A 24,329-nucleotide genomic window follows, 5' to 3' on the forward strand; every position below is an offset into this window, starting at 1 on the left:
GCGACGACCGGGGGCGTCGCCGGCCTTGGTGTGGGCGCGACAGTAGGCTGGCTAGCGGGCATCGGTGCTCTCCCCTCTCAGGCCTCGCGGTCCCTTTATCGCTGCCGGCCCGATCATGGCGGCCCTGGGTGGAGCCGCTGTAGGCACGGCAGGCGGTATTGCCGGCGCTCTGGTTGGGATAGGTATCCCTGAATTTGAGGCCAAACGTTATGACGCCAAGGTCCGCGAAGGCGATGTACTGATTTCGGTGCACAATGAAGATGGCAAGCAGCGTGAGCTCGCCAAGGAAATTTTCGAACGGCACAACGCCGACGGCATCGCCACCGGATCGGAAGCGCGCGCCGTAGGTCCGATCCCCGCCGGAGTTCGTGAAAAGGCCGCGCATCGCGGCCTTTTCAGTAGGCGACAGGGCGGTCCACTATTCGCGGCCTTCCTCGAACATTCTAGACCCCAATAACCTCGCCAGTAGGCGCGTGTTTCCTGGGCGCGGACAACCTTATATAGACTTGTGCGCGCATGAACGGTGCGGGTTTTCCGCCGTAACTAATAGAAGCAGCTAAGACATACAGAATCTTGCTTAGCATATTTCGCAGCGAGTCTTCATAGACTGCCCCGGGTGCTTAGCGTGCAATTTGACTTGTCGGGTCCCCCATAAATTACATCTGGACAGATTATCGACGCGGCCCTTTCCCTTTCTTCACCCCATACGTGAAAAAGTCAGATCCCCGCTGCCGCCAGGAACGTCCGATGGATGCCATTCAACTTTTGAAAGCAGATCATAAAGTGGTCAAGAGTTTGTTGAGCGACCTAGAGGACTCGTCCCATCGTGCAGTGAAGAAACGCATGCAACTACTTAACGATATTCAGAAGCAACTGAAAGCGCACACCACCATCGAAGAAGAGATCTTCTATCCAGCATTCAAAGCGGCCGGCACAAAGGATGAGATGAAAATGTACTTCGAAGCGCTCGAAGAACACCGCGCTGCCGAGGCTTTGGTATTACCCGACCTGTTGGCCACCGACCCGGCGAGTGACCAATTCGCCGGTCGCGCAAAGGTGCTCAAAGAACTCATCGACCACCACATCGAAGAAGAAGAACAAGAAATGTTCAAAGATGCGAGGAAACTTCTTTCCGCCGCCGAACTCAAAACATTAGGTGCCCAGATGGAATCTCGAAAAACGGAATTGCTCAACGGCATCCGCTGATGCCTCGAATGCCCTAGTAGCTAGCCACAGTGTTCTTTGCGTGCTGTAGGCTGCCTTCAGGACAGAGCCAAAACGATTGCGATGGCGATCGGTTGGAATACCGATCGTCCGTTCTGGGGTGCCAAGGATTCGCGAGCGAGGCAGCGGCGGTGGCCTTGGAGATGCGCTCGAGGTTCGACGGGAGCCGAATGCCCCGGCCTCTCAGCACTCCAGACGATGACTTATCTCCGAAGAAAATCCTCCATGGGATCGCGCCAGTTCCGCATGGCACGACCTCTATCACAATGGAAGTGGTCGGACTCGTCGGCAGCGACGTAGGCAAAGCCCTGCGCCGCAGCGCTGGGACGATAGGCATTGAACCACCGGTCGAACGTCGCATCGAGGCTCTCCCAGTTCTCAATCGTGTCCCCGCGATGCCAGGACGTATGCAGAAAATCGAGCGTCTGCAGACCGTAATGGAAAGAACTCAGTAGGTCTGTCCGCAGTGTAGCCCGCGCCATGGGCACCTCTTGGGCGCGCATCAGCCTGAGGTGATCTTTCAACGTCCGTAAATATTCGTCGCATCGCCTTGCGGCCTTCGCCGAAGGTGACGACCTCGAAACCCAGGACGCGCGTGTAGAAGGCGACCGTCGCATCGATATCGGCGACGGTGAGGACGAGATGGTCGAGGCGGTCGATATTCATCCCCAAAACGATACCCGCCCCGTCAAGTAATTTCTTGCGGCGATCAGCCAAGTGCATCCCGATGGCGGCCGATCATGACGCGATACTGTTCGCCTCTCCGCTCGACCTCGACATTAGTGGGCCAGAGGTACCCGGCGGGCAGCGCCTCACCTCCACCCTCGTCATGACGAACGTCGTCCAAGATCGTCCTCTTTCGCTGGGTAGAGCTAAGACGGATCTCCGAACCATCAGTTCTCCATCTAACACTCGGCGAGAACTGTTCACGGTTTTTAACGATCGAGATCGCTAGTCCGTCGAATCAACGACGTTGCGTCGGTGGCCAGATTCGCGTCTTGCTTATAGGCATAGGGGCCAAACGTCACTCCGATGAAACCGCCTGCGCTTGCCGTGCTCAGTAGACTGATCCTCAGCGCGATGCAGTGGCTAACTTGCTGATTTATCAAATGGGCCGTGCGGAGCGACGTATTTAAGCGGTCACCGACACTTGCCGCGCGTTGGATCGCGGTGCTGTCGAAAGTGCATCAGCTGCGTAAAGCGGCCAACCCGTGCGAGCAGCCGGCGATAAAACGCAACAAGCTGGGCCGACCGTCGGCTCGACGTCGGAGAAACCGATCCTCGGTGTCGCCGCTACGGCATTGACCGCGTGGCTGGCAGTCAGTGGGCTTATCGACGACCCGATCTTCCGGCCGCCCGGCTGCTGGACAAAACACCGGGCGAATCATTCCCCTGGCAAAGACGGCTCTATTCGATCTAAGTCGGGGACGCCATACCGTCGCCGCATGAAGAAATGATATATAAGAATCATTGACATGATAATGTTACGATGATATCAAATGACCTCACGGGAGATACCCGTTTCACGTGGGGGACGTGTCGTGGTTAAGATCTGCTCGCCGTATGGTCGCCGTCGCATCTGTTTCGCCATCGCCCTTGGCTTGGCGATTCCGCCTGCCGTAAGGGCTTTTCCCCAAGACACCCATGGCGGGCAACCGTTGCCCCCTCCCGCCAGTAGTACTTCCGGCCAAGCAGGGGATCAGACGCCAACGAATTCCACGCAACTCGGCACCGTCATCGTGACGGCCAACAAGCGAGATGAGCGTCTGCAGGACGTTCCCATGCCAGTGTCGGTTCTGAGCGAAACGCAGCTCGACCGTCAAAATGCGACGAGCTTCGCTGATTACGCCACGCAGGTGCCTGGCCTCAATACCATCTCGTCCGGACAGGGCTGGACTCAGCTGGTTCTGCGTGGCATTACGTCCGGCAGTCATCAGCCTAACGCGACTGTTGGTACTTATATCGACGATACGCCCTACGGCTCGAGCTCGATCTACGCGGCCGGCAGCATGCTGACGCCGGACATCGACCCCAGTGATATCCAGCGGATTGAAGTGCTGCGCGGACCCCAAGGCACCCTGTATGGATCGAACACGCTGGGTGGCTTGATCAAGTTCGTGACGACGCCACCCGATACCACGCAAGCCAGTGGCCGCATCGGCGTCGATGCCAACAGCGTGGCGGGTGGTGGCAACGGTTTTGGCACCCATGCCATGGTCAACATTCCGCTAGTAGCCAACACGTTAGGTCTGCGCGTCAACGCGTACGAGCGCACGGATCCCGGGTATATCGACAACGTCAATACGGGCAAGACCGATGTGAACGAGGCCAAGGTGCGCGGCGCGCGAACGCAACTGTTGTGGACGCCCAGCGACAAGGTATCGGTGCGCTTCTCGGCATTGGCGCAGAACCTGAGCAGCGATGGCCTCGCCAATGGCGGCATCGACCTCGATCCAACCACGCTTCAGCCCGTCTACGGTTGGGACAAGCAAAGCCGCGCGGCCAGCACTGGCATGTTCAAGGTGAAGTATCGCCTCTACGACCTCTCCGTCAGCGCCGATATGGGCTGGGCCACGCTGATCTCGACCACGAGCTACGGCACGCTTCGGTTCAACGAGAATCAGGACATCACCAACCTGTTCGGGCCGATACTCAACTCGATCTTCGATCTGCCCAACGGCGGCTATGCGGAAATTCAGCCCATATCTCTGAATAAGGTGACCCAGGAACTTCGCCTGCAATCACCTGCGGACCAGACGTGGGAATGGCGCACGGGTCTCTTCTTCACGCGCGAACACACGGTCGACGGGCAGAACATCACCAGCTTCGACGCCAGGACGGGCGACCCGATCGCACTGCCCACGCTCGGCAACGTGTCGGTCGGTCCCGCCATCTTCAAGGAATGGGCCGGCTATGGCGACCTGACCTGGCACGCCACGTCCCGTTTCAGCATCCTCGTGGGCGTGCGCTACAGCAGCGACCAGACCACGTACTCGCAGACGACGACAGGCTTGCTCACCGGCGATTCCCACTTCACCACGCGCAGCGGCGATCATCCCGTCACATACCTGTTCAACCCGAGCTACAAGTTCAGCGACGACATCATGGGCTACGTGCGTATCGCTTCCGGCTTCCGACCGGGCGGTGCCAACGTCGGCGTGCCGCCGGGTCTGGGTGCGCCGCTGACGTTTGATCCGGACAAGCTCACCAACTACGAAGTCGGCCTGAAAGTGTTGATGCTGGACAAGCACATGAGCGTCGATCTCAATGCGTTCTACATCGATTGGTCCAAGGTGCAGCTTACCTCCACCGCCGGTGGTTTCAGCTTTCTCGGCAATGGAGGCAAGGCCACGAGCGAAGGTGTTGAGGTGAGCTGGAGATACAACCCAGTGCGAGGCCTTACGTTGTGGTCCAACGCGACCTATACCGACGCGAAGCTCGCGCAGGACAACCCGCCGGGCAGTGTCTTTGGTCTCAAGGGCAATCCCCTGCCCTACGTGCCGAAGTGGAATGCGAATCTTGGCGCCGACTACAACTTCCCGATGGGCACATGGTCCGGCTTCCTGGGCGGGAACTTCAGCTACGTCGGTCGCCGCGCCGCCGAGTTCAATACCGTGCCTTCGCCGCGCTACTACCTGCCCAGTTACAACAACATCGACCTGTACGCCGGTGCCAATGTGGGCAATTGGACGTTCAAGGTCTATGCCAAGAACCTTGCGAACAAGCGCGGCATTACGTCGGTTTGGCCGGAGACGCAGAGTTCCATCGCCAGCCCCTTCAACGCCACTTTGCAGACACCGCGCACCGTTGGTGTTTCTGCAAGCGTTGATTTCTGAACCTTCCTTCGATCCACGAGAATCCCCGCATGAATGGACCATCGAAGCGTGTCGCGACCATCGTCGCGTGCCTTGGCCTGAGCGTGGCGATGGCGCAGACGCCACCAGCCTCCGTTCCCGCCAGTGTTATCGGCGCGCCCGATACCACTGCACCGGCCATGACGGAGGCCGATGTCGGCGTGTTCTTTGATGCGCTGATGCCCTTTGCGCTTCGGCGTAGCGACATCGCAGGCGGTGTCGTCGTGGTGGTGAAAGGCAGGCAGGTACTGTTCGCCAAGGGCTATGGCTACGCCGACCTCGCCAAACGTACACCGGTGTCGCCGGACGACACGCTGTTCCGGCCGGGATCGACATCGAAGCTGTTCACATGGACGGCGGTGATGCAGCTGGTCGAACAGGGGAAGTTGCAACTGGACCGCGACATCAACGACTACCTTGACTTCAGGATCCCACCCCGCGATGGCCGCGTCATCACGTTGCAGGATCTTCTGACGCATACGCCGGGCTTCGAGGATTCCGCGCGCGACTTGCTGCCTGCCTCGGTCGATGAGGTCAATCTCGAGCGCTACCTGAAAGACCACATCCCCGCACGCATCTTCCCGGCTGGCGAGTTCGTGGCCTATTCCAACTATGGCTGCGGTTTGGCGGGTTACATCGTGCAGCGCATATCGGGAGAGCGCTACGAGGATTACATTGCGCAGCACATCTTCCAGCCCTTGGGAATGAAGCACTCCACCTTCGCTCAGCCGCTGCCCGCATCGCTTGCACCCCTTATGTCCAAGGCCTACAAGATGGCCTCGGACGGCAAACCGCAACCGTTCGAGGCGGTGGATCCGGCGCCGGCCGGTGCGATGAGTACGACGGCTCAGGACATGGCGCGCTTCATGATCGCCCAGCTGCAAAGCGGACGTTACGGCGACGCCAGTATTCTCAAGCCCGAGACGATCGCTGCCATGCACGAGCAGCACTATGCGCCGGGGCCCGGCATTGCAGGCTTCGGCCTGGGTTTTTATCGCGAGGACCGCAACGGCCTGCGCATCGCAGGCCATGGTGGCGATACCGTGCTGTTCCACAGCGACCTGCATCTGCTGCTGGACAAGGACGTGGGTATCTTCATGTCCTTTAACAGCGCCGGAAGCGCTGACGCGGGTGGGGTCCGGATGGTGCGGGCTGCGATCTTCCACGACTTCCTGGATCGCTATTTCCCTGCGTCGTTGCCCGACCAAGAGACATTGCCGAATTTTGCAGCCGATGCCTCCAGGGTGGTCGGTTGGTATGAGATGACCCGTCGCAACGACAGTGCCTTGCGGCTGTTTTCGCTGCTTTCGCAATTCCACGTGGCCGCGGAACCCGACGGTACGTTGACCGTGTCGCCCATGATCGGCGACGACGCGGGCAAACCGTTGCACTGGCATGAAATCGCGCCTTTGCAGTATCGCGAAGTGAATGGTCGCGCCCGTCTCGACTTCGTTACCAATCCCGACGGCAGCATCCGCTACTGGACCACCGACTACATTCCCGCGATCACTGTCTTTCAGCGCGTGTCCGGCTCCCACAGCATGGGCAGCGTGGGGCCGCTCGCAGGCCTGTCGATAGCGATCTTGCTGGTGACGCTACTCGTATGGATGGTCGGTCCGTGGGTGCGACGCCACTATCGCGCAATGCTTGATCCGGCACTGGCCGCGCGTCGTTACCGCTTGCTATCGCGGTTGGGCACTCTTGCCCTGTTCGTCACTATCGCTGGCTGGTTTGTACTGGTAGCTGCCATCGGTGCCAATGAAAAACTATTGCTCCAGGGCCTGGCCGCACCGTGGATGATTCTCTTGTACGTGCTTGGCGCGGTAGCGCTTTTCGGCGTGGTTGCCATCGTCGCGCATGCGTTCCACATGGTGTCTCGGCCCATACACGGCCGCTGGGTGCGAATTGGCGAGACCATTCTCGCGTTCGCCGCGCTCTACCTTGGCTGGTTCATCCTGGCGTTCGGGCTGGTCAGCTTCAACACGCATTTCTGAGGGGGAAGCGAACATGACCAGCCACCAATCGCCACTGGCTCTGAGCGCGCACATCGAAAACCTGCCGCTCAAACAGCCTTTTCATATCACCGGTTACACCTTCACCGAATGCGACGCGCTCATCGTGACGCTACACGACGGCGAGTTCACCGGACGCGGCGAAGGGCTGGGCGTTTACTATCGGCACGACACGCCGATCTCGATGCTTCGGCAGATCGAAGCACTGCGAGACATCGTGGAAGGTGGCGTGACGCGTGAGCAGTTGCTGAGCCTTTTACCCGCCGGCGGCGCACGCAATGCCCTGGACTGTGCGCTCTGGGATCTCGAAGCCAGGCGCCGGAATACACCCGTCTGGAAACTGGCCGGAATGTCCGAACCACGACCGCTCCTGACCACCTACACGCTGAGCGCCGATGATCCTGACGTGGTGGAATCCACGGCTCGTCAGCTTCATGGCGCGCGCGCCATCAAACTCAAACTTACCAACGATCACCTCAACGCCGAACGGGTGAGAGCGGTTCGGGCTGCATGCCCTGATGCGTGGCTGATGGTGGATGCCAACCAGGGATTCACCCGCGAAACATTGCGCAGCGTGTTGCCCGCGCTCGTGGAGGCTGGCGTATCGGTCATCGAACAGCCGTTCCCTTTCGGTTACGAAGCATGGCTCGATGGGTTCGATTGCCCCATCCCATTTGCAGCCGACGAGAGCGTGCAGGACCGCACCGATCTATCCAAGCTCGTGGGTCGCGTGGAGGTCATCAATATCAAGCTCGACAAATGTGGTGGCCTGACGGCGGGCCTTGCGCTCGCACGCGAGGCAAGCGAGCTTGGGTTTCAACTGATGGTTGGCAACATGGGCGGCTCATCGTGGTCGATGGGCCCTGCTTTCGTGCTGGGCTCGTTGTGCTCGGTGGTGGATCTGGATGGCCCCATGTTCATCAGCATTGACCGCGACCCGGGAGTCAGCTATCGCGACGGGCGCGTGTGGTGCCCCGATGAGGTTTGGGGCGGCCCGCATACCGTTACCGTATGACACCCATTAAAAGGCGGTCCAACATGTCTGCGGCAATGCCTGTGTCTCGCGATCGCCAGTTCCTTGGCCACCCTGTGGGTCTTACGGTCCTCTTCCTGACCGAAATGTGGGAGATGTTTTCCTTCTTCGGCATGCGCGCGCTGCTGGTCTACTACATGACCAAGCACCTGGACATCGCACAGGAATACGCCTCGCTGATCTATGGTGTCTATGGCGCCCTGGTCTATTTCACTCCCGTGTTCGGGGGATATATCGCCGATCGATGGCTGGGCAAGCGAAGGGCGGTACTGATCGGCGGCGGCATCATGGCCCTTGGGCATTTCATGATGGCTTCCGAGTGGCTGTTCTACCCGGCGTTGATCACCATTGCGCTCGGCAACGGCCTGTTCCTTCCTTGCCTCGCCAGCCAGATCGAAGGGCTTTACCGCAAGGGCGACGCACGAAGCAAGAGTGCTTACAACATCTACTACGTGGGGGTGAACCTCGGGGCCTTCCTGGCGCCGCTGGTATGCGGTTTCTTAGGCGAGGCGTATGGATGGCGCTGGGGGTTCGCGGCAGCCGGCATCGGCATGCTCGTTTCACTCGTGATTTATGTGGCGGGATTGCCCCACTTGCCACCGGAGCCAGCCCGCAGCGCGCCGGCGCGATCCTTGCGTCCGACGCTGGATGGCCCGGCTCGCCAGCAGTTGATCTTCCTCATGGGCATCGCCGCCATCGTTGTCGTGTTTCGCGGCGCCTACGAGCAGGTTGGCAATACCATCGCACTATGGGCGGATGAGGGCGTAAATCGGCAGGTCACTTCGGGCTGGAGCATTCCCATGGCCTGGTTCCAGGCGCTCGACCCGCTTGTCGTATTCGCGGCCACTCCATTGCTGGTCACTCGCTGGGCGCGCCTGGCGACGCGAGGAGTGGATACGCCGTCGCTATACAAGATGGCCTTTGGGGCGGGTGTCGTGGGGCTGTCCTATGTGCTGCTGGCCGCCATCGCTACCTGGACCGAGACACACGGCGCACACGCCCATTGGGCGTGGCTGGTCGGCTGGTTCGTGCTTATGACACTGGGCGAGCTGTACATCCTGCCGGTCGGGCTGGGACTGTTCGGCCGCTTGGCTCCCGAAGGACTTCGCGCCACATGCATCGCACTTTGGTTCTTTGCCGGCTTCTTCGGCAATCTGCTGGCCGGTGCACTGGGCACGCTGTGGAGTAAGCTGCCGCACGGTGGATTCTTCCTTGCCATCGGTTGCGTGGCCGGTTGCTCGGCGGCACTGCTTTTTCTCGTCGGCCTGAGCGTCGGTCGTGCGGAAAAGCGTGATAATCCGACCCCGACCCCGACCCCGACCCCGACCCCGACTACCGCACTTTCGCCATAAGCTAACCCCATGACCAAGGATCTCAAGCAGAAGCTCAAGGAAAGCTGGCAAGGCTTTACGGCCTCCGAGCGAAAGATCGCGACGTATCTGATGCACAACATCCGCGATTTGCCGTTCGAGACCGCCGCGTCAGTAAGCAAGCGCGTGGGCGTAAGCCCCATGACAGTGGGCCGCTTTCTACGCAACCTGGGCTACGAGGGTCTGGGCGACCTCAAGGAAGAATTCCGCGGCGACAACACGTGGAAGCCTTTCTACAAACCGCCCGAGCAACCCAAGGGATCCGACGAGATCAGCGCACACTTGATGGCGGAAACGCGAGCCCTTGCCGGTGTGCACGAATTGGCGCGCACTAAGGAATGGAAGTCCGTCGTCAAGTTGCTGGCATCGGCGGACCAGGTCTCTGTAGCAAGTTTTCAGCACAGTACGTTCCTGGGACTGGGTCTTGCGAAACTGCTGCAGCAGGTCCGGCCACGCGTAGCGTTCAGCGATGGCACGGACGCGGCATATGTCGACCTGTTGCTGGACTCGACCAAGGACAGTTGCGTTGTGCTCATCGACATGCGGCGCTATTTCAAGCAATTTCGCACCATTGCCGAAAAGGTGGCTGGACGCAAAATACCGTTGGTGTTGATCGCGGACACCGACTGTTACTGGGCACGCGAGCTCACGCCGCACGTGCTCATGATCCAGGCCAGCGAGGTATGGCACAGCTACAGCGCCGTCTCGAGCCTGTTCAGCTTGATCGTCGCTGACGTGAGCAAAGAGAACAACGCCGTCATGGAACGGCTCAGTGAAATCAATGAGCTGAGACAGGAGCTGGTTGGATACATAGGGTTACCGCAAGCGAGAGCTCGCAAACCCCGGGGAAAATAATATTGAACCGGCGCTCCCCTGATCGGGAAGCCCATCGTATCGATTCACTTATCCGTTAATGCCGTACATACGTGCCTCCCTGCCCCATCTCTTCCGACGCGATGACAAGGCGGTCGGCCCCGCTCGTTTTAAGCTCAAGACGCGGGAAAGCCTGAGGTGTGAGCGAACTCGTATCGACGCTAAACAAAAAAAGACGGCGCGAAGGCTCGTTGTTGTCGAACCAACGCAATGCCTCGCCTTTGAACGAGAGTTTGATGCCCACACGTTTGATGGCGGATGATTTCGCGTGGGTGAACACTACTTGATCACCGGATTCGACGACTTTGGAAACGGAACTTCCATCGACAAAGTCCAGATGGATTTCAGTGCCCTTTATACGTCCCACTGCCACAGTGACCGAATCGTGCGGTGAGGGGCCACTGAAGTCGTCTACGAGAGGCACTGGAATCATACTTTCCGGCGAACCGGTGCCATCATTCGACATCGTCGTAACAGGGTGGATATCGATTGGACCGCCTTGCTTGGCGGATATCAGCGTTACACGCTCGCCCGTGCGGCTCCAGCAACCATGCGCAGCCAGATCCATCGCACCGGCAGAAAGCGCGTACTCAAAGTTTCCATCGGGCCGAAGCAATAGCTCGGAGCCTACTTCCATCACACCTTCAAGATAGTAATGTCCCACCATTTTCGTATCGGCAGGTGCACACGGCGCTGCGAAAGCAGTGTTGCCAAGGCTTGTCACAATGCACAGGCCGAATGCCGTAAGAAGTTTCAAAGATGGTTTTTGCATCGTGATTCCGTGTTGTGCCTGTAGGGAAAAGACTACAGACGGTCGAGTTTTTCAATATTAGACTCGGTGCGATCTACTGGTTGCAATTGGCTATCAATTTCAATCCGGATCGCAGTTGCATCTGTACCGCCGACACAAGCTTTGAATAGCGGAAATTGTCCGCATTAGGGAGACGCACTTTATGACGCACACGTTAGCGAAATTTGCTCTCATTACACTGCCGTTCCTTTGTATAGCTGGTAATGCTCACGCTCTTGCGCAGAACTCTACGTCCAATAAGTACTTTGACGAGAATGGGACGCTGGTTGGCCAGCAAATCCGGCTTTGTAACGCCCTTTCCTATCACGCGGGGAATGTCCATTCGGCGTACATGATCACCGAAGAAGTACCTTGCGGAGCAAATCCTTCGCTGGATTACATCGTTCCCGGGACGATCATCACCGCGTATACGCTGCCTGGGTCTCAAACCATTAGCAATGCCTGCGGGATCGCCGAGTGTTCGTCATCGGGTGTGGCGGAACCTACCCGGCTCATGAACAAGGGTTGGACTTGGCTGAACTTCTGGCAGTGAGATTTCAAACTCGCCTATGCCTGGCATAGGCGAGTCTTACTCCGTCGCTTGATCCCCAACCGGGTACGTGAAAGCATCCCTGCACTCTATGGGAGGACGGACGCATGCTTTCCTTCAACAGGATGTTCTGCCTGCCTCTGGCTTTCGCATACTTTCTGCTCATTCCAGCCTTAGCATCCGCCGCCCACAAGGCTGGCGATATCGTCGTTGAGCAGCGTGTGGCGATTGACGATAAGGGGCAGTCCGTCGCCTACGAAATTGGCACGCTCTACGTTCCCGAGAACCGGTTGAACCCCCGTAGCCGTCTCATTGGCGTTGGCTTCGCGCGCATCCGGGCTTCAGCCTCGGTCAGCTCCGGCACTCCACCCGTGTTCTGGCTTCCCGGAGGACCTGGATTGACCGTGCTCGGCGCCTTCACCGACAGCGATGCGGCGTCGAAGTCGCGATTGACCTCCTGGCTCGCATTCCGCCAGGCCAGCGACCTGGTTGTCGTCGAGCAGCGCGGCTATACGCTGCGCGGCGACATGCTGACGATCCCGTTGCCAGCGTCTCCGGACGATCGGCCCGGATCGGTTCGCGCCGACGCGGCGGCGATGCGTGCTCAGGCCAGGGCGGCGGTTGCGGCCTATCCCGACAAAGATCTTTCCGGCTATGACATCGGCGAGTTCGCCAGCGATGTCGACGATCTGCGCCGGGCGCTCGGTTACGAGAAAATCAGCCTTTTCGGTGGCAGCTTCGGCTCCCAGTGGGCACTCGCCGTCATGCGGTTGCATCCGGGCATCGTCAGTCGGGCCGTCCTCGCCAGCGTCGAGCCGCTAGACAATGGCTACGACATGCCATCCCATGTCTACGCCGCGCTGCAACGGATCGCCTACGATGCGGACCGCGATCCCCAGCTCGTACCCTACATGCCGCCGGGTGGCCTTATGGCCGCGGTGCGGATAATCCATGAGAGGTTCGCCGCCGCGCCAGTGACCGTGGCAATAACCGAGGACAACGGAACGACACGCAACCTGGTGCTGGGCGCGGAGGACCTTCAGCTCGCCCTGCTGTCGCACACACAAGAAAGCGCCGAGTGGCCCGCGTTCATTCTGTCGATCTACCACAGGCACTACGAGGCATGGGCGCGCGACGTTGCAAAGGATCGGCAGGCGGGCACAACGATCTTGATAGGCCCCCTTTCGGACAGTAGCCTCGGTGTCAGTCCCGAACGCGAGCATCTCCTACGCACGGATCCTGCGCTTGATCTGCTGGGTGAATGGAATTTCGAAGGGAACATTGCTTCGGCCCCCGACTGGCCGACCCGAGACATGGGCGACGCCGTGCGATTACCTAAGACAGTGGACATTCCCGTGATCTTTATCCACGGCGACTGGGATACCTCGACCCCGATCGAAAACACGCTTGGCTTGCTCCCCTACTTTCCAAATGGCCACGCCATCCTGGTCCACCGGGGATCGCATGATGGCGCGTTCTATCAATTGAGAAACGAGCCGGCTGCGAAGCAGGCGGTTTACGGCTTTCTGCGCTCGGGCGACACGAAGGGGTTGCCAGTGCAGATCGTCCTTCCCATTCCCCGATTCGATGTCCCTGCGTTCGCTCCCCCGCCGAAGACCACGTGACAGGGTCGGCGCCGTCCATGGCGCCTTGTTCGATGGTCATCGAAATGGCTGCGGTTTCGCTTCTCAGTTTCCGCTATCGATCTTCACTTCCACACGCCGGTTCGGCGCCAGGCACGCGATGAGCTGCGTGTGCGGACCATCCGGGCAATCCTTCACCGGGTCGAGAGCGCCATGGCCCTCGGCACGGATGCGTCCTGCGGGCACGCCTTGCGCCACCAGATAGTTCATCACCGCATCGGCGCGACGCTGCGATAACTTCTGGTTGTACGCTTCGCTACCCAGACGGTCGGTGTAGCCAACGATGCGCACGGCTCGCCATTTGTTGCCCTGGTCGCGCAGTTCTGTTGCCAGCTCATCCAAAGACCGGCGTCCTGCCGGCGTCAGGGACGACTTGTCGAAGGCGAACAAAGCATCGGCGGAAAGCACGATCGACCTGGTCGGCGCGGGTACCGCCGCAGCGGATTCGACTGGCGCCGGCTCCGCGAGCAGCGCCGCGCACGACTCCGGTTTCCAGTAGAAGCTGCGCGCCAGCTTGTCGTCGTCGAACAGCACCTTGTACTGGCACACCGTCACCTCGTCGCTACCGGGCTTGCGGAAATTGAACACGTAGTTCCATTCGCGCACGCCCCATACGCCTTCACTGAAGTGCGGATAGCCGATCAGGTCGGACAGTTGTCGTTTGTCGAGCCCTGCCCTCACCTGCCGCAGGTTGGCCAGATTGGGGAAGGTGCCACCCTTGTGCATGGGTGTGGTGTCGTTGGTCGCCGGCCACACCAGTTCGCCGCTCGAGCGCCCGTCCTTCGCCACGTCACGGCTGATGTTGCCGCAGGCGGCCAGTGCCAGTGCGAGTGAAACCAGGCTGATACCTTTCAACGATAGACGCATGTTGTTGATTCCTTGAATAGCGTTCATGGGTTCGCTCCTCCTCACCAGACCACGGCCGCGCCGACACCCGCACCGGCATCGCCGCGCGAGTTGGTCGTGGCGTTGAGCTTCAACACATAGCGTCCGCTCTCGGTGATGGTCGACATGCCGACGGCGATGCCGGTCTCGCCGTGGAAATTGCCCAGTGCCACGGCCGCCGCATTCTGGTTCGGCTGGTAGGCCTGCGGCAGGCTCGCCATGGCCATCGCCGAGGCGATGCCCGCGTTGGCGCGGTTGCCGATGCGGTTGAGGTCGCGGTCTACGCTCTGGAAACGCTGGTCGACGTAGTTCTTGGACCAGTTCTCCGCACTCTGGATGGCCTCGTTCAACTGGCCCACGTTCGCTGCATCGGTAGTGTTCACACCGGGTGCAACGTTGGTGATGGTTCGCTCGTTGCCGACCGATCCTACCGATACGGAATTGGTTTGAGAGGCCACCGAACCCGCGCCGATCGCTACGCTGTTGTTGCCGCTGGCAGTCGAACCGGCGCCGACCGCGGTGCTGTTGTTACCCGATGCGGTAGATCCGGCACCGGCCGCGGTCGAGTTGCTACCCGAGGACGACGCTTGCGTGGTGTTGTCGGTACTGGTCTGGAACGTGTTATTCACCGTGGTGGTACCACCCTTCGGCAAATTGTTGACTGTGGTGGTGAGATTGTTGAACTGCGAGTACAACGCCGCCAGCGTCTGGTTAGTGGCGTACAGCTGCGAGCCGTTGATCGCGTCCGTGCTGATTCCGCTGATACGGCCTGCCGCCACATTGGTTAGGGTACGTTCCGCACCCACGTTACCCACGCTCACCGTCGACCCCGGCGTCGTACCGGCGAAGTTGAACGTAACGCCGTTGAGGGTGGCGCCGGCCGTGCCCACTGCCGCATCCGTCTTTGACCCCGCACCCAAAGCGACACTGCCCGCGAAGGCCGCCTCCGTTCCCGCACCCAATGCCATCGCCTGGATGCCGTTGGAAACAGCGTTGGTGCCCAGCGCCACGCCGTCGGCGAGATTCACCGTGGCGTTCTGACCGATCGCCGTGCCGCCCGGCGCGGTCTGTTGCACGATCGCTCCGTTGCCCATGCCGATGCCGTTGTCGCCGTTCACCGTGGTCTTCGGGCCGATCGCCACCGACTCCGCACCGGCCGCCAGCGAATCGGTGGCGGTGGAGTTGGCGTGGAAGTACTTGGTGGGAGTCACGGAGAACGAACTCATCGCACCCTTCAGCTGACGCAGGGTCACTGCGTCCTGATCCAGCGTGCCGTCGGCCACGTTGGTGATCTGGCGGAAGTCGGTAGCATTGCCTACCGAAACTGCGCCGAGCAGCGTGCGATCCGTGGTGTTGTAGGGGATCACATTGGTACCGACGAGGATCGAACCGGAACTCGGTGCGATCGCACGGTCGGACACCGCCCCCGATCCCAACGCCACACCGCCCAGCACGGAAACGCCCGTGCCCTGGCCCAGCGCGGTGGCATTGTCGGCCGCTGCGCTGGCACCCACTCCGGCCGCCAGTGCGTTCAGGCCGGTGGCGCCGTTATTGGCGTAGTTGCCACCTGCCGTGCCGCCATCGTTGACGCTGTAGTAGTGCGTTGCGCCGGCGACTACGTTGTTGTTCAACGTCTCCAGTGCCTGGTTGGTGGCGAACAACTGCGAGCCGTTGATCGCATCCGTGCTAGCCCCATTCACCTGGCCCGCGGCCACGTTGGTGACGGTGCGCTCCGCGCCCGTACTACCTACGCTGACGGTGCTGGTCGGCGTGGTACCGGCATAGGCGTAGTTGTTGCCATTGATGGTGCCACTCGCGGTAGCGACAACCGCACCGGTGGCGCTACCCGCGCCCAGTGCCACGTCGCCGACGTTAGTGCCGGCGGTGGCGCCGTTGCCGATCGATACCGCGTTCGTCGTACTGGCCGTGGAAACCGGGCCGATCGCCACGCTATCCGTGCCGGTCGCATTGGAATCGGCCAGGGTGGAGTTGGCGTGGAAATACTTGATGCCACCACCGGTCACCGCGCCATTGATCTGGTTGAACACCTGCTGCAGCGAGTTGTAGGTGTTGCCGCCGTAGGTGACGTTGGTGGTGAGGTTGCCGGTGCTCGGATTGTAGGTAGTGCCGCCGCCGATGCTGGTGGCGATGGTATTGCCGAGGTTGGTCACCGTGGTGCCCACGGTGCCCACCGCCTGGTTGGTGGCGAACAGCTGCGAACCGTTGATCGCGTCGGTGCTGGCCCCGCTGATGCGGCCGGCGGCCACGTTGGTGACGGTACGCTCGGCACCCCCCGCGCCCACGCTTACCGTACTGGTCGGTGTGGTGCCGACGAAGTTATACGTCGTGCCATTGATGACGGTGTTGGCCGTACCTACCGCGACGGCCGTGGTCGAACCCGAACCCAGTGCAACGTCGCCCGCGTTGTTTGCCGTCGCCGTGTCGCCGAAGGCCAGCGAGCCGGCGGCCAGCGCGCGGGTGCTGTTGCCGATCGCGACCGAGCCCTGCCCTTGCGCATTGTTGAGGTTGCCCAACGCCACCGCGCCATCGCCGTTGGAGACATTGTTCGAGCCCATCGCGATGGCACCGTTGCCGGTCGCACTGTTGGGGTCGCCGATGGCCACCGCGCCGTTGCCGTTGGCGGTCTGACCTTCGCCCAGCGCAATGGCACCCAAACCGCCAAGCACCTGCGAATTATGGCCACCGGCCATCGAGCCGGTGCCGGCCGCGGCAGCGACGGTATTGCTGTCGCCGATGGCAATGGTCGAGGCGGCGAGTGCCTTCGAACTTTTGCCCATGGCGACGCTCGCCGTCGACGACGCCACCGATTGACCGCCGATGGCAATGGCATTGACGCCGGACGCCACAGCGCCCGAAGTGGCATTGCCGCCGAGCGCGAGCGAGCCGGCACCCGACGCTGTCACCGCCGTGGCGACGACACTGCCACCCACACCCAGTGCCGTGGCATACGTACCCGTGGCCTGCGCGAGCTGGCCGATGGCGGTGGATTCCTCTCCCGATGCTTTGGCGATGGAGCCGACGGCCGTGCTCCATGTTCCGGTGGCGCTGGTCAAGTTACCGATCGCCACGCTTTGCATGCCCGTGGCATTCGCCTTATTGCCTAGTGCAAGTGCTTCGAATGTCGTGGTTGTGTTGCCATCGGGAAGCACGATGCCCGAGCTTCCGCTCGCGTTGGAGTTCGCGCCAATGGCAATGGGGGAACCACCGTTGGTGGCAACTGCCTTGGCTCCTGCGCCCATAGCCACGGCCAAACCGCCGGCCGTGCCGCCGGATGCGTCCGCGTTGGTGCCTATGGCTACGGCGGATACGGACGACGCATGGGAACTTGAACCCATCGAAATGGCATTTGCGGCGGAAGAGGTTACGTCGGTGCCTATAGCGATGGCGTTATCCGCGGTCGCGCCCGTACCCGCAGCGGAACGCGCTCCCAGATAAACGGAATTGGTACCTGTCGTATAGGCTTGAAAGCCAACCGCGACATTGTTTTGCCCCGTAGCAAACGAAGCGTATCCAACCGCAACGCCACCCAGCAGCTGGGCATTCGCATTCGCACCGAGCGCAGTGGCACCGATGCCGGAGGCTTTGGCGCCATAGCCCATGCATGAGGCGGTGCTGTTATAGGCGTTGTAAGGAGGCCCTGCGGTGCAATCCACCGACTGTGCCTGCGCCGACGAAGCCCACCCTATCCAACCCGATGCCAACAGCACGGTGAAAATCGCGGGGCTCAGGCTTCGCAACGAGAGACGTCGCCCACCTTGGCCCTGTCTGCCACCGCCATGGCGCGTGGCTATCTCCGAAGTGACCACGAGCTGGTTCAGCGCGCGGCTCCAGACTTTGCTGTGGATCTTGTTCATACCTACTCCTTGTGTGGGGGACAGGAGCCGGAAGACAGGGGTTACGAATCGCGGGCGCACGAACGGCCTGGGCGCGGAACCGCTGTGGGTTCCGCGCCTGCATTCGACGCGAACGACGCGTGTTTCCCTGGTTTTCCCGTGCCCCTGCGTTGCTTGCTTACGCGCGCGATCGCCGACCGCGCGCGATGGTCATGACGGGACAGCGTCCCGGATCAATCGCTCAGGCGAACTGTGGGGAAATCGGTCAGACCTGCCGGGGCGCGGGTGGCGCATGCAGGAGTGGTGCGTGGCGAAGAAAGCGTTCGAACCAGGGGGCGTGAACGTACTGCGATGCAATCAGCGGCATGGGGTACTCCCAATTGTCTTGTCCATTTCGATGGATACGTGTCCCTTGCGTATGCCACTTCCCATCCCGGGAAGCTGCCCCTCCCCCATCTTTTGTCGCGGCACCCAGCCTGTTCGCAGGACCGGCATGCGCCATCCGCCGCACCGGTCGGCGCGGCGGATGTCTGTAGTGGTTGGAAACCAGGTGGTCGTGTCGGCTCGCGCGAGGCAAACACCGTCTCGCGGCGACCGGGCGTGCAGCCCCGTGCCGGATACGTAAGTGTTCGACCCGCGATTCGCGGGAGTCCGCATCCCGATGCCCCCCTGTGAGCACCTGTGGGTGAAACCATGCCTCCCTGGTCTTCCCGAAAATACCTCGCGTCGTCGCTGTGGACGACATCCGGGCACTCGGGATTTGTATCGATCTTATGCAAGTCCGGTGCAAGCTTGAAAGCGGCATCGCAAAAAAATGTGACGGAAATCACTGAAATTTCAGGCATGCGTTATGACCCATGCGCTGTAGCCGATGGGGGCATCGGCGCCACGTATCTTCAATCGAAGCGAAGTTACGATTTCGACCGGGCGCGTTTGTTTTTTTTAAGAAGTGGCCGTGACGACCTGGGATGAAATGGACGTCTATCAGCGCGAGCGGCAGGTCGATGACCTATGCGTCTTTAACGTCCGCGCAGCGACAGGCGACAGGTGTCGTCGTGCACCCGGGACTTACCTCGCCTACTCCGCAATCAACCGCGGCATCACCTCGGCCAGGGAGGTCCGCAGCAACTCCAGATCCATCTTCGGATCACGTGCCGCGCGCACGGCCAGGCCTTCCATCAGGCAGAGGAAAACCAGCGAGCGCCGGTAACTGAGTTCGGGTGCCATGCCCATGCCGCCTTGTTCGGGCGGGCGTTCCAGCCATGCACAGAATTCCGCACAGCCGACATCGTCCGCCTGCTGGATGGCTTCGGCCACCTGCGCGTCGCGTGTCGCTTCCGCGCTGGTCTCCAGGAACAGCGCGGCATTCATCATGCGCATGTCCGGCTTGGGATGGCTCCAGTGGGCGAAGGCTTCCACCAGGGCTTCGGTCAGATCGGTGGACTCGCCGAGTGCACGGATATCTTCCAGTTCGATTTCCGTCTGCTGTTCGATGATGGCGAGGACGATCGCGCTCTTGTTGGGAAAGTAGCGATAGATCAGTCCCGCGCTCATATCGGCCGCTTCGGCGATGTTCGCTATGCTGGCCGCGTGAAACCCATATCTGACGAAGCATTGCTGCGCGGCGGCCAGAATGCGCTCGCGTTGCGCCTTGACGCGCTGGCTCAGCGGCGCTTCGGGGATGATGGGTTTCTCGTGTTTGCTCATGGGGTACGTTCGTTCCAGCCGCCTCCCAGCACTTTATATAAAGTCACGCGATTGGTCTGCTCCGCCAGGCGCGTGGCGATCAGTTGCTGCCTGGCGCTATAGAGCGCCCGCTGCGAGTCCAGGGATACGAGGTAGCTGTCGCGGCCAGCCTTATAGCGTGCACGCGATAGCTCGTCCGCCCTGCCCGCCGCACGTACCAGTGCCTGTTGGGCCACTTGCTGCTCGTCCAGCGTACGCGTCAGCGCCAGTGCGTCGGCTACCTCGCGGAAGCCGGACTGGATGGCTTTCTCGTACTGCGCCAGGGCGATCTGCTGGTCGGCTTTGGCGCCGGCAAGCTGCGCGGTAAGACGGCCACCCTGGAAGATCGGCAACGTGATTTGTGGCATGAAGGTCCACGTGCCGCTGCCGCCTTTGAACAGCCCGGATAGCTCGTTGCTCGCGCTGCCGACGCTGCCGGTGAGGCTGATGGTCGGGAAAAATGCCGCCCGTGCCGCGCCGATGTCGGCGTTCGCGGCAAGCAACAGATGTTCCGCTTGCAGGATGTCGGGGCGACGCAGCAGCACATCGGACGGCAGGTCCGCCGGCAAGGCACCGATCATGGTGACGTCGTCGCTCATCCCTTTCGGCAACAACGCGTCGTTCGCCTGCCCGCCCGTCAACAGGCTGAGCGCGTTGGTGTCCAGCGCGACCAGACCGGTGTAGCGCGCCACATCGGCGCGAGCGGTTTCCACGGTGGTCTGCGCCTGACTTTCGTCCAGGCTGGAGGCAGCGCCCAGTTCATGCCGCTGCCGGGTCAGATTGAACGAAGCCTCCTGGTTGTCGCGCGTGGCTTTCGCCACCTGCAACGATTCCTGATCGGCGGCAAGCGTGAGATAAGCATTCGCCACTTCGGCAATCAGGCTCAGCTGAGCGCTGCGCTGCGCCTCACCCTGCGCGAGGTATCGCTCCAGCGCGGATGTACTTAGAGAATTCACGCGGCCGAACAGATCCAGCTCGAAGTCCGTGGTGCCCAGGTCGGCCCGATACTGCTGGCTGACCGGCGACCCGCTCACGCCAGTGCGTGTGAGCGATCCGGTGGCGTTGATCGAAGGCATGCGGTCCGCGCGCTGGATGCGGTATTGCGCGCGGGCTTTCTCCACGTTCAACACGGCAACCCGAAGATCCCGATTGTTCCGCAGTGCCTGTTCGATCAGTTGTACCAGCCGAGGATCGGCGAAGAACTGGCGCCAACCGATGTCGGCCACCCTGCCCTGTACCGCACCGGTGGTTTCCGGCAACGGCCACGAGGCCGGGATACCGGGCTGCGCATCGGGCACTTTCGGTGCCAGGCTGACGCAGCCACCCAAAGCCAGCGCGATCGCCACGACGCATGCGGTGAGGATGGGCTTACTCATGGGACTGATCTCCCGTTGGCGTCGCGACATCGGTCGAGGCGGTCTTCTTTTTTACAAACAAGCGCTGCACCGTCACGAAGAACAGCGGTACGAAGAAGATGCCCAGCGCCGTACCCGCGATCATGCCGCCGAGCACGCCGGTGCCGATGGCGCGCTGCGCGCCCGACCCGGCGCCGGTCGCCACGGCCAGCGGCAATACGCCGAGGCCAAAGGCCAGCGAGGTCATCAGAATCGGGCGCAGGCGCGTACGCACTGCAAGCATGGTTGCGGCGACCAGTTCCATGCCTTTCTCGATGTTCTCCTTGGCGAACTCTACGATCAGGATGGCGTTCTTGCTGGACAGGCCTACCGTCGTGAGCATCGCCACCTGGAAGTACACGTCGCGTTCCAGTCCGCGGAAGAACGCCGCCATCACGGTGCCGAGAATGCCCAGCGGCACCACCAGCAACACGGCGGTGGGAATCGACCAGCTCTCGTACAATGCAGCGAGACACAGGAACACCACCAGCACCGACAAGACGTACAGCAGCGGAGCTTGCGCGCCGGCCTCGCGCTCCTGATACGACTGGCCCGTCCATTCCAGGCCGATGCCCTGCGGCAGCTTGGCTACCAGTTTCTCCACTTCGTTCATGGCATCGCCCGAACTGACTCCGGGTGCGGCCTCGCCATTGATCTGCATGGCGGACACACCGTTGTAGCGCTCCAGTCGCGGCGAACCGTAGTCCCAATGCGAGCTGGCGAAGGCGCGGAACGGCACCATCGCACCGCTGGCGTTGCGCACTGACCACTTGTCGAAATCCTCCGGCGCCATGCGGAACGGCGCGTCGGCCTGCACGAAGACGCGTTTCACACGGCCGCGGTCCATGAAGTCGTCCACATACTGCCCGCCCCAGGTCATCGACATGGTGTCGTTGACGTCGGCGATGGAAAGCCCTTGCGCCGCCGCTTTCTTGTAGTCCACGTCGATGCGGAACTGCGGTGTGTCTTCCATGCCGTTGGCGCGGACATTCGCGAGCAGCTTGCTTTTGCCCGCCGCCTCCAGGAACTGATTGCGCGCCTTCACCAGCGCTTCGTGGCCCAGGCCGATGTTGTCCTTCAGATAGAAATCGAAGCCCGCCGAATTGCCGAGCTCCGGCACGGCAGGCGGTGCGAAGGCGAACACCAGTGCATCCTTGAACTGACTGAAGGTGCCCATCGCGCGGCCGGTAACCGCTTCCAGACTCAAATCGGTACTGTGCCGCAACTTCCAGTCCTTCAATTGAACGAAGGCCATGGCCGCGCTCTGGCCGCCACCGGCGAAGCTGAAGCCCTGCACGGTGAACAGCGACTGCACCGCGGGGTCGCCCATGAACTGCTTTTGCACCTTGTCGACCACGTGGCCGGTTCGCTCGGTGGTGGCGCCCACCGGCGCCTGCACCATGGCGAAGACAAAGCCCTGATCTTCAAGCGGCAGGAACGATGTCGGCAGGCGCAGGAACACCGCGACCATCGCCGCGCTCAACGCTACGAACACCAACAGGAAGCGCTTGCTGCGCCCAAGGATGGCGCGCACGCTACCCTGGTATTTCTGCGACGCCTGGTCGAAGCGGCGATTGAACCAGCCGAAGAAGCCACGCTCGGACGCGTGATGCCCCTTGGCGATCGGTTTGAGCATGGTCGCGCACAAGGCCGGCGTAAGCACGATCGCGACCAGTACCGACAACGCCATCGACGACACGATGGTCACCGAGAACTGACGATAGATCACGCCTGTCGATCCGCTCAGGAAAGCCATCGGCACGAACACCGCCGACAGCACCATGGCGATACCCACCAGTGCGCCGGTGATCTGCGTCATCGACTTGCGGGTGGCCTCCAGCGGCGACAGGCCCTCCTCGCTCATGATGCGTTCGACGTTCTCCACTACCACGATGGCATCGTCCACCAGCAGGCCGATGGCCAGCACCATGGCGAACATGGTGAGCATGTTGATGGAGTAACCCATGGCGGCGAGCACGCCGAAGGTGCCAAGCAACACCACCGGCACCGCGATGGTGGGAATCAGCGTGGCGCGGAAGTTCTGCAGGAACAGATACATCACCAGGAACACCAGCACGATCGCCTCGAGCAAGGTCTGGATCACGCCCTGGATCGACACCTTCACGAACGGCGTCGTGTCGAAGGCGATCTCCGACTTCACGCCACGCGGGAACGACGGTGCGAGTTCCTTCAGCGCGTCCTGCACGCGCCCGGCCGTCGCCAGTGCGTTGGCACCGGAGGTCAGCGAGATGGCGATACCGGTGGCCGATTTGCCGTTGTACTTGCTGGTGAAGCCGTAGTCCTGCAAGCCCAGCTCGACCCGGGCGACATCGCCCAGGGTCAGCACCGAACCGTCGGTGCCGCTGCGGATTACGATGTTGCGGAACTGCTCGGGCGTCTGCAGGCGTTGCTGTGCGATCACCGTGGCGTTGATCTGCTGTCCCTTCACCGACGGATTGCCGCCGATCTGCCCCACCACCACCTGCTGATTCTGCGCGCGCAGCGATGCCACCACTTCGGTGGGCGTGAGTTTGTAGGTATCGAGCTTGTTCGGGTCGAACCAGATACGCATGGCGTACTTCGAGCCGAACACTTCGATATTGCCCACGCCGGCCACGCGGCTGAGCGGATCGACCACGTGCGCGGTGACGAAGTCGGAAATGTCGTCGCCGTCCAGACGTCCATCCTCCGACACGAAGGCCACCACCATCAGAAAACCCGAGCTGGACTTGACGACGTTGAGACCCTGCTGTTGCACGATCTGCGGCAACAGCGGCGTGGCGAGCTGCAGCTTGTTCTGTACCTGCACCTGCGCGATATCCGGATTGGTGCCGTTCTCGAAGCTGAGCGTGACCTGCACGTTGCCGTCCGAGTCGCTGGTGGCGGACATGTAGATCAGGCCGTCGAGGCCTTTCATGTTCTGCTCGATGATCTGCGTCACCGAGTCCTCGACGGTCTGCGCCGAGGCACCGGGATAGCTGGCGTTGATCGACACCTGTGGAGGCGCGATCGCCGGATACTGCGATACCGGCAGGCGCAATAGCGACAGCACGCCAGCCAGCATGATGATGACGGCGATCACCCACGCGAAGATCGGGCGATCGATAAAGAACCTTGCCATG

Annotated in this window: 15 protein-coding genes and 1 pseudogene; 9 read left to right on the forward strand and 7 right to left on the reverse strand. The window is 61.3% G+C overall.

Annotated elements, in window-relative coordinates:
- Positions 1–115 precede the first annotated feature (115 nt).
- Together EC912_RS03910 and EC912_RS03915 are read left to right on the forward strand one after the other, a co-directional pair.
- Positions 116–457: a hypothetical protein gene (locus tag EC912_RS03910; protein ID WP_132141796.1), complete on the forward strand. Its 342-nt coding sequence runs from the start codon at positions 116–118 to the stop codon at positions 455–457.
- Between the two features lie 290 nt (positions 458–747).
- Positions 748–1,206 carry a hemerythrin domain-containing protein gene (locus EC912_RS03915; protein WP_132141797.1) on the forward strand — a complete coding sequence of 153 codons (459 nt, stop codon included), beginning with the start codon at positions 748–750 and terminating at the stop codon, positions 1,204–1,206.
- A 561-nt stretch (positions 1,207–1,767) separates the two neighbouring features.
- Here EC912_RS03915 and EC912_RS19600 read toward each other — a convergent pair.
- Positions 1,768–1,890 (reverse strand): annotated as a pseudogene (locus tag EC912_RS19600) (VOC family protein); the annotation flags it as partial.
- A gap of 833 nt (positions 1,891–2,723) precedes the next feature.
- Between EC912_RS19600 and EC912_RS03925 the strand changes: the two are divergent.
- The 5 genes from EC912_RS03925 to EC912_RS03945 are packed head-to-tail and all read left to right on the forward strand — an operon-like array spanning position 2,724 to position 10,348.
- Positions 2,724–5,060 carry a TonB-dependent receptor domain-containing protein gene (locus EC912_RS03925; protein ID WP_132141798.1) on the forward strand — a complete coding sequence of 779 codons (2,337 nt, stop codon included), beginning with the start codon at positions 2,724–2,726 and terminating at the stop codon, positions 5,058–5,060.
- A gap of 29 nt (positions 5,061–5,089) precedes the next feature.
- Positions 5,090–7,072 (forward strand): serine hydrolase, encoded by a 1,983-nt coding sequence (locus EC912_RS03930; RefSeq protein ID WP_132141799.1) that lies wholly within the window; start codon positions 5,090–5,092, stop codon positions 7,070–7,072.
- A gap of 13 nt (positions 7,073–7,085) precedes the next feature.
- Complete coding sequence (locus tag EC912_RS03935; RefSeq protein ID WP_132141899.1) at positions 7,086–8,105, forward strand: dipeptide epimerase; 1,020 nt, start codon at positions 7,086–7,088, stop codon at positions 8,103–8,105.
- Between the two features lie 23 nt (positions 8,106–8,128).
- Positions 8,129–9,475 carry a peptide MFS transporter gene (locus tag EC912_RS03940; RefSeq protein WP_243649126.1) on the forward strand — a complete coding sequence of 449 codons (1,347 nt, stop codon included), beginning with the start codon at positions 8,129–8,131 and terminating at the stop codon, positions 9,473–9,475.
- A gap of 9 nt (positions 9,476–9,484) precedes the next feature.
- Positions 9,485–10,348 carry a MurR/RpiR family transcriptional regulator gene (locus EC912_RS03945; RefSeq protein ID WP_132141800.1) on the forward strand — a complete coding sequence of 288 codons (864 nt, stop codon included), beginning with the start codon at positions 9,485–9,487 and terminating at the stop codon, positions 10,346–10,348.
- 55 nt (positions 10,349–10,403) lie between these two features.
- Here EC912_RS03945 and EC912_RS03950 read toward each other — a convergent pair whose 3' ends face one another.
- On the reverse strand, positions 10,404–11,138 hold the full coding sequence (locus EC912_RS03950; RefSeq protein ID WP_132141801.1) for a hypothetical protein: 735 nt from the start codon (positions 11,136–11,138) through the stop codon (positions 10,404–10,406).
- 181 nt (positions 11,139–11,319) lie between these two features.
- Between EC912_RS03950 and EC912_RS03955 the strand changes: the two genes are divergently transcribed.
- Together EC912_RS03955 and EC912_RS03960 are read left to right on the forward strand one after the other, a co-directional pair.
- Positions 11,320–11,709, forward strand: coding sequence for a hypothetical protein (locus EC912_RS03955; RefSeq protein WP_132141802.1), 390 nt, complete (start codon positions 11,320–11,322; stop codon positions 11,707–11,709).
- A 104-nt stretch (positions 11,710–11,813) separates the two neighbouring features.
- Positions 11,814–13,331 (forward strand): alpha/beta hydrolase, encoded by a 1,518-nt coding sequence (locus tag EC912_RS03960; protein WP_207906754.1) that lies wholly within the window; start codon positions 11,814–11,816, stop codon positions 13,329–13,331.
- A gap of 63 nt (positions 13,332–13,394) precedes the next feature.
- Here EC912_RS03960 and EC912_RS03965 read toward each other — a convergent pair whose 3' ends face one another.
- The 5 genes from EC912_RS03965 to EC912_RS03985 form a co-directional block, all read right to left on the reverse strand.
- On the reverse strand, positions 13,395–14,243 hold the full coding sequence (locus EC912_RS03965) for an OmpA family protein (RefSeq protein WP_207906755.1): 849 nt from the start codon (positions 14,241–14,243) through the stop codon (positions 13,395–13,397).
- 14 nt (positions 14,244–14,257) lie between these two features.
- Positions 14,258–18,109, reverse strand: coding sequence for a YadA-like family protein (locus EC912_RS03970; protein WP_132141803.1), 3,852 nt, complete (start codon positions 18,107–18,109; stop codon positions 14,258–14,260).
- A 1,056-nt stretch (positions 18,110–19,165) separates the two neighbouring features.
- Complete coding sequence (locus tag EC912_RS03975; protein ID WP_132141804.1) at positions 19,166–19,795, reverse strand: TetR/AcrR family transcriptional regulator; 630 nt, start codon at positions 19,793–19,795, stop codon at positions 19,166–19,168.
- On the reverse strand, positions 19,792–21,189 hold the full coding sequence (locus EC912_RS03980; RefSeq protein ID WP_132141805.1) for an efflux transporter outer membrane subunit: 1,398 nt from the start codon (positions 21,187–21,189) through the stop codon (positions 19,792–19,794). Before EC912_RS03980 ends, EC912_RS03975 begins: the two co-directional genes overlap by 4 nt.
- Positions 21,182–24,328: an efflux RND transporter permease subunit gene (locus EC912_RS03985; protein WP_132141806.1), complete on the reverse strand. Its 3,147-nt coding sequence runs from the start codon at positions 24,326–24,328 to the stop codon at positions 21,182–21,184. The genes EC912_RS03980 and EC912_RS03985 overlap by 8 nt, the downstream gene beginning before the upstream one ends.
- Position 24,329: the final 1 nt, after the last annotated feature.

The sequence above is a fragment of the Luteibacter rhizovicinus genome, assembly GCF_004342265.1.
In the GTDB taxonomy this organism is placed as follows: domain Bacteria; phylum Pseudomonadota; class Gammaproteobacteria; order Xanthomonadales; family Rhodanobacteraceae; genus Luteibacter; species Luteibacter rhizovicinus_B.

Bases quoted from the DNA above. Each gene is read 5' to 3' on its own strand.
- EC912_RS03965 (WP_207906755.1), bottom strand. From the start codon at position 14,243: ATGAACGCTATTCAAGGAATCAACAACATGCGTCTATCGTTGAAAGGT.
- EC912_RS03910 (WP_132141796.1), top strand. From the start codon at position 116: ATGGCGGCCCTGGGTGGAGCCGCTGTAGGCACGGCAGGCGGTATTGCC.
- EC912_RS03925 (WP_132141798.1), top strand. From the start codon at position 2,724: ATGACCTCACGGGAGATACCCGTTTCACGTGGGGGACGTGTCGTGGTT.
- EC912_RS03970 (WP_132141803.1), bottom strand. From the start codon at position 18,109: ATGAACAAGATCCACAGCAAAGTCTGGAGCCGCGCGCTGAACCAGCTC.
- EC912_RS03955 (WP_132141802.1), top strand. From the start codon at position 11,320: ATGACGCACACGTTAGCGAAATTTGCTCTCATTACACTGCCGTTCCTT.
- EC912_RS03935 (WP_132141899.1), top strand. From the start codon at position 7,086: ATGACCAGCCACCAATCGCCACTGGCTCTGAGCGCGCACATCGAAAAC.
- EC912_RS03940 (WP_243649126.1), top strand. From the start codon at position 8,129: ATGTCTGCGGCAATGCCTGTGTCTCGCGATCGCCAGTTCCTTGGCCAC.
- EC912_RS03930 (WP_132141799.1), top strand. From the start codon at position 5,090: ATGAATGGACCATCGAAGCGTGTCGCGACCATCGTCGCGTGCCTTGGC.
- EC912_RS03985 (WP_132141806.1), bottom strand. From the start codon at position 24,328: ATGGCAAGGTTCTTTATCGATCGCCCGATCTTCGCGTGGGTGATCGCC.
- EC912_RS03950 (WP_132141801.1), bottom strand. From the start codon at position 11,138: ATGCAAAAACCATCTTTGAAACTTCTTACGGCATTCGGCCTGTGCATT.
- EC912_RS03980 (WP_132141805.1), bottom strand. From the start codon at position 21,189: ATGAGTAAGCCCATCCTCACCGCATGCGTCGTGGCGATCGCGCTGGCT.
- EC912_RS03960 (WP_207906754.1), top strand. From the start codon at position 11,814: ATGCTTTCCTTCAACAGGATGTTCTGCCTGCCTCTGGCTTTCGCATAC.
- EC912_RS03915 (WP_132141797.1), top strand. From the start codon at position 748: ATGGATGCCATTCAACTTTTGAAAGCAGATCATAAAGTGGTCAAGAGT.
- EC912_RS03975 (WP_132141804.1), bottom strand. From the start codon at position 19,795: ATGAGCAAACACGAGAAACCCATCATCCCCGAAGCGCCGCTGAGCCAG.
- EC912_RS03945 (WP_132141800.1), top strand. From the start codon at position 9,485: ATGACCAAGGATCTCAAGCAGAAGCTCAAGGAAAGCTGGCAAGGCTTT.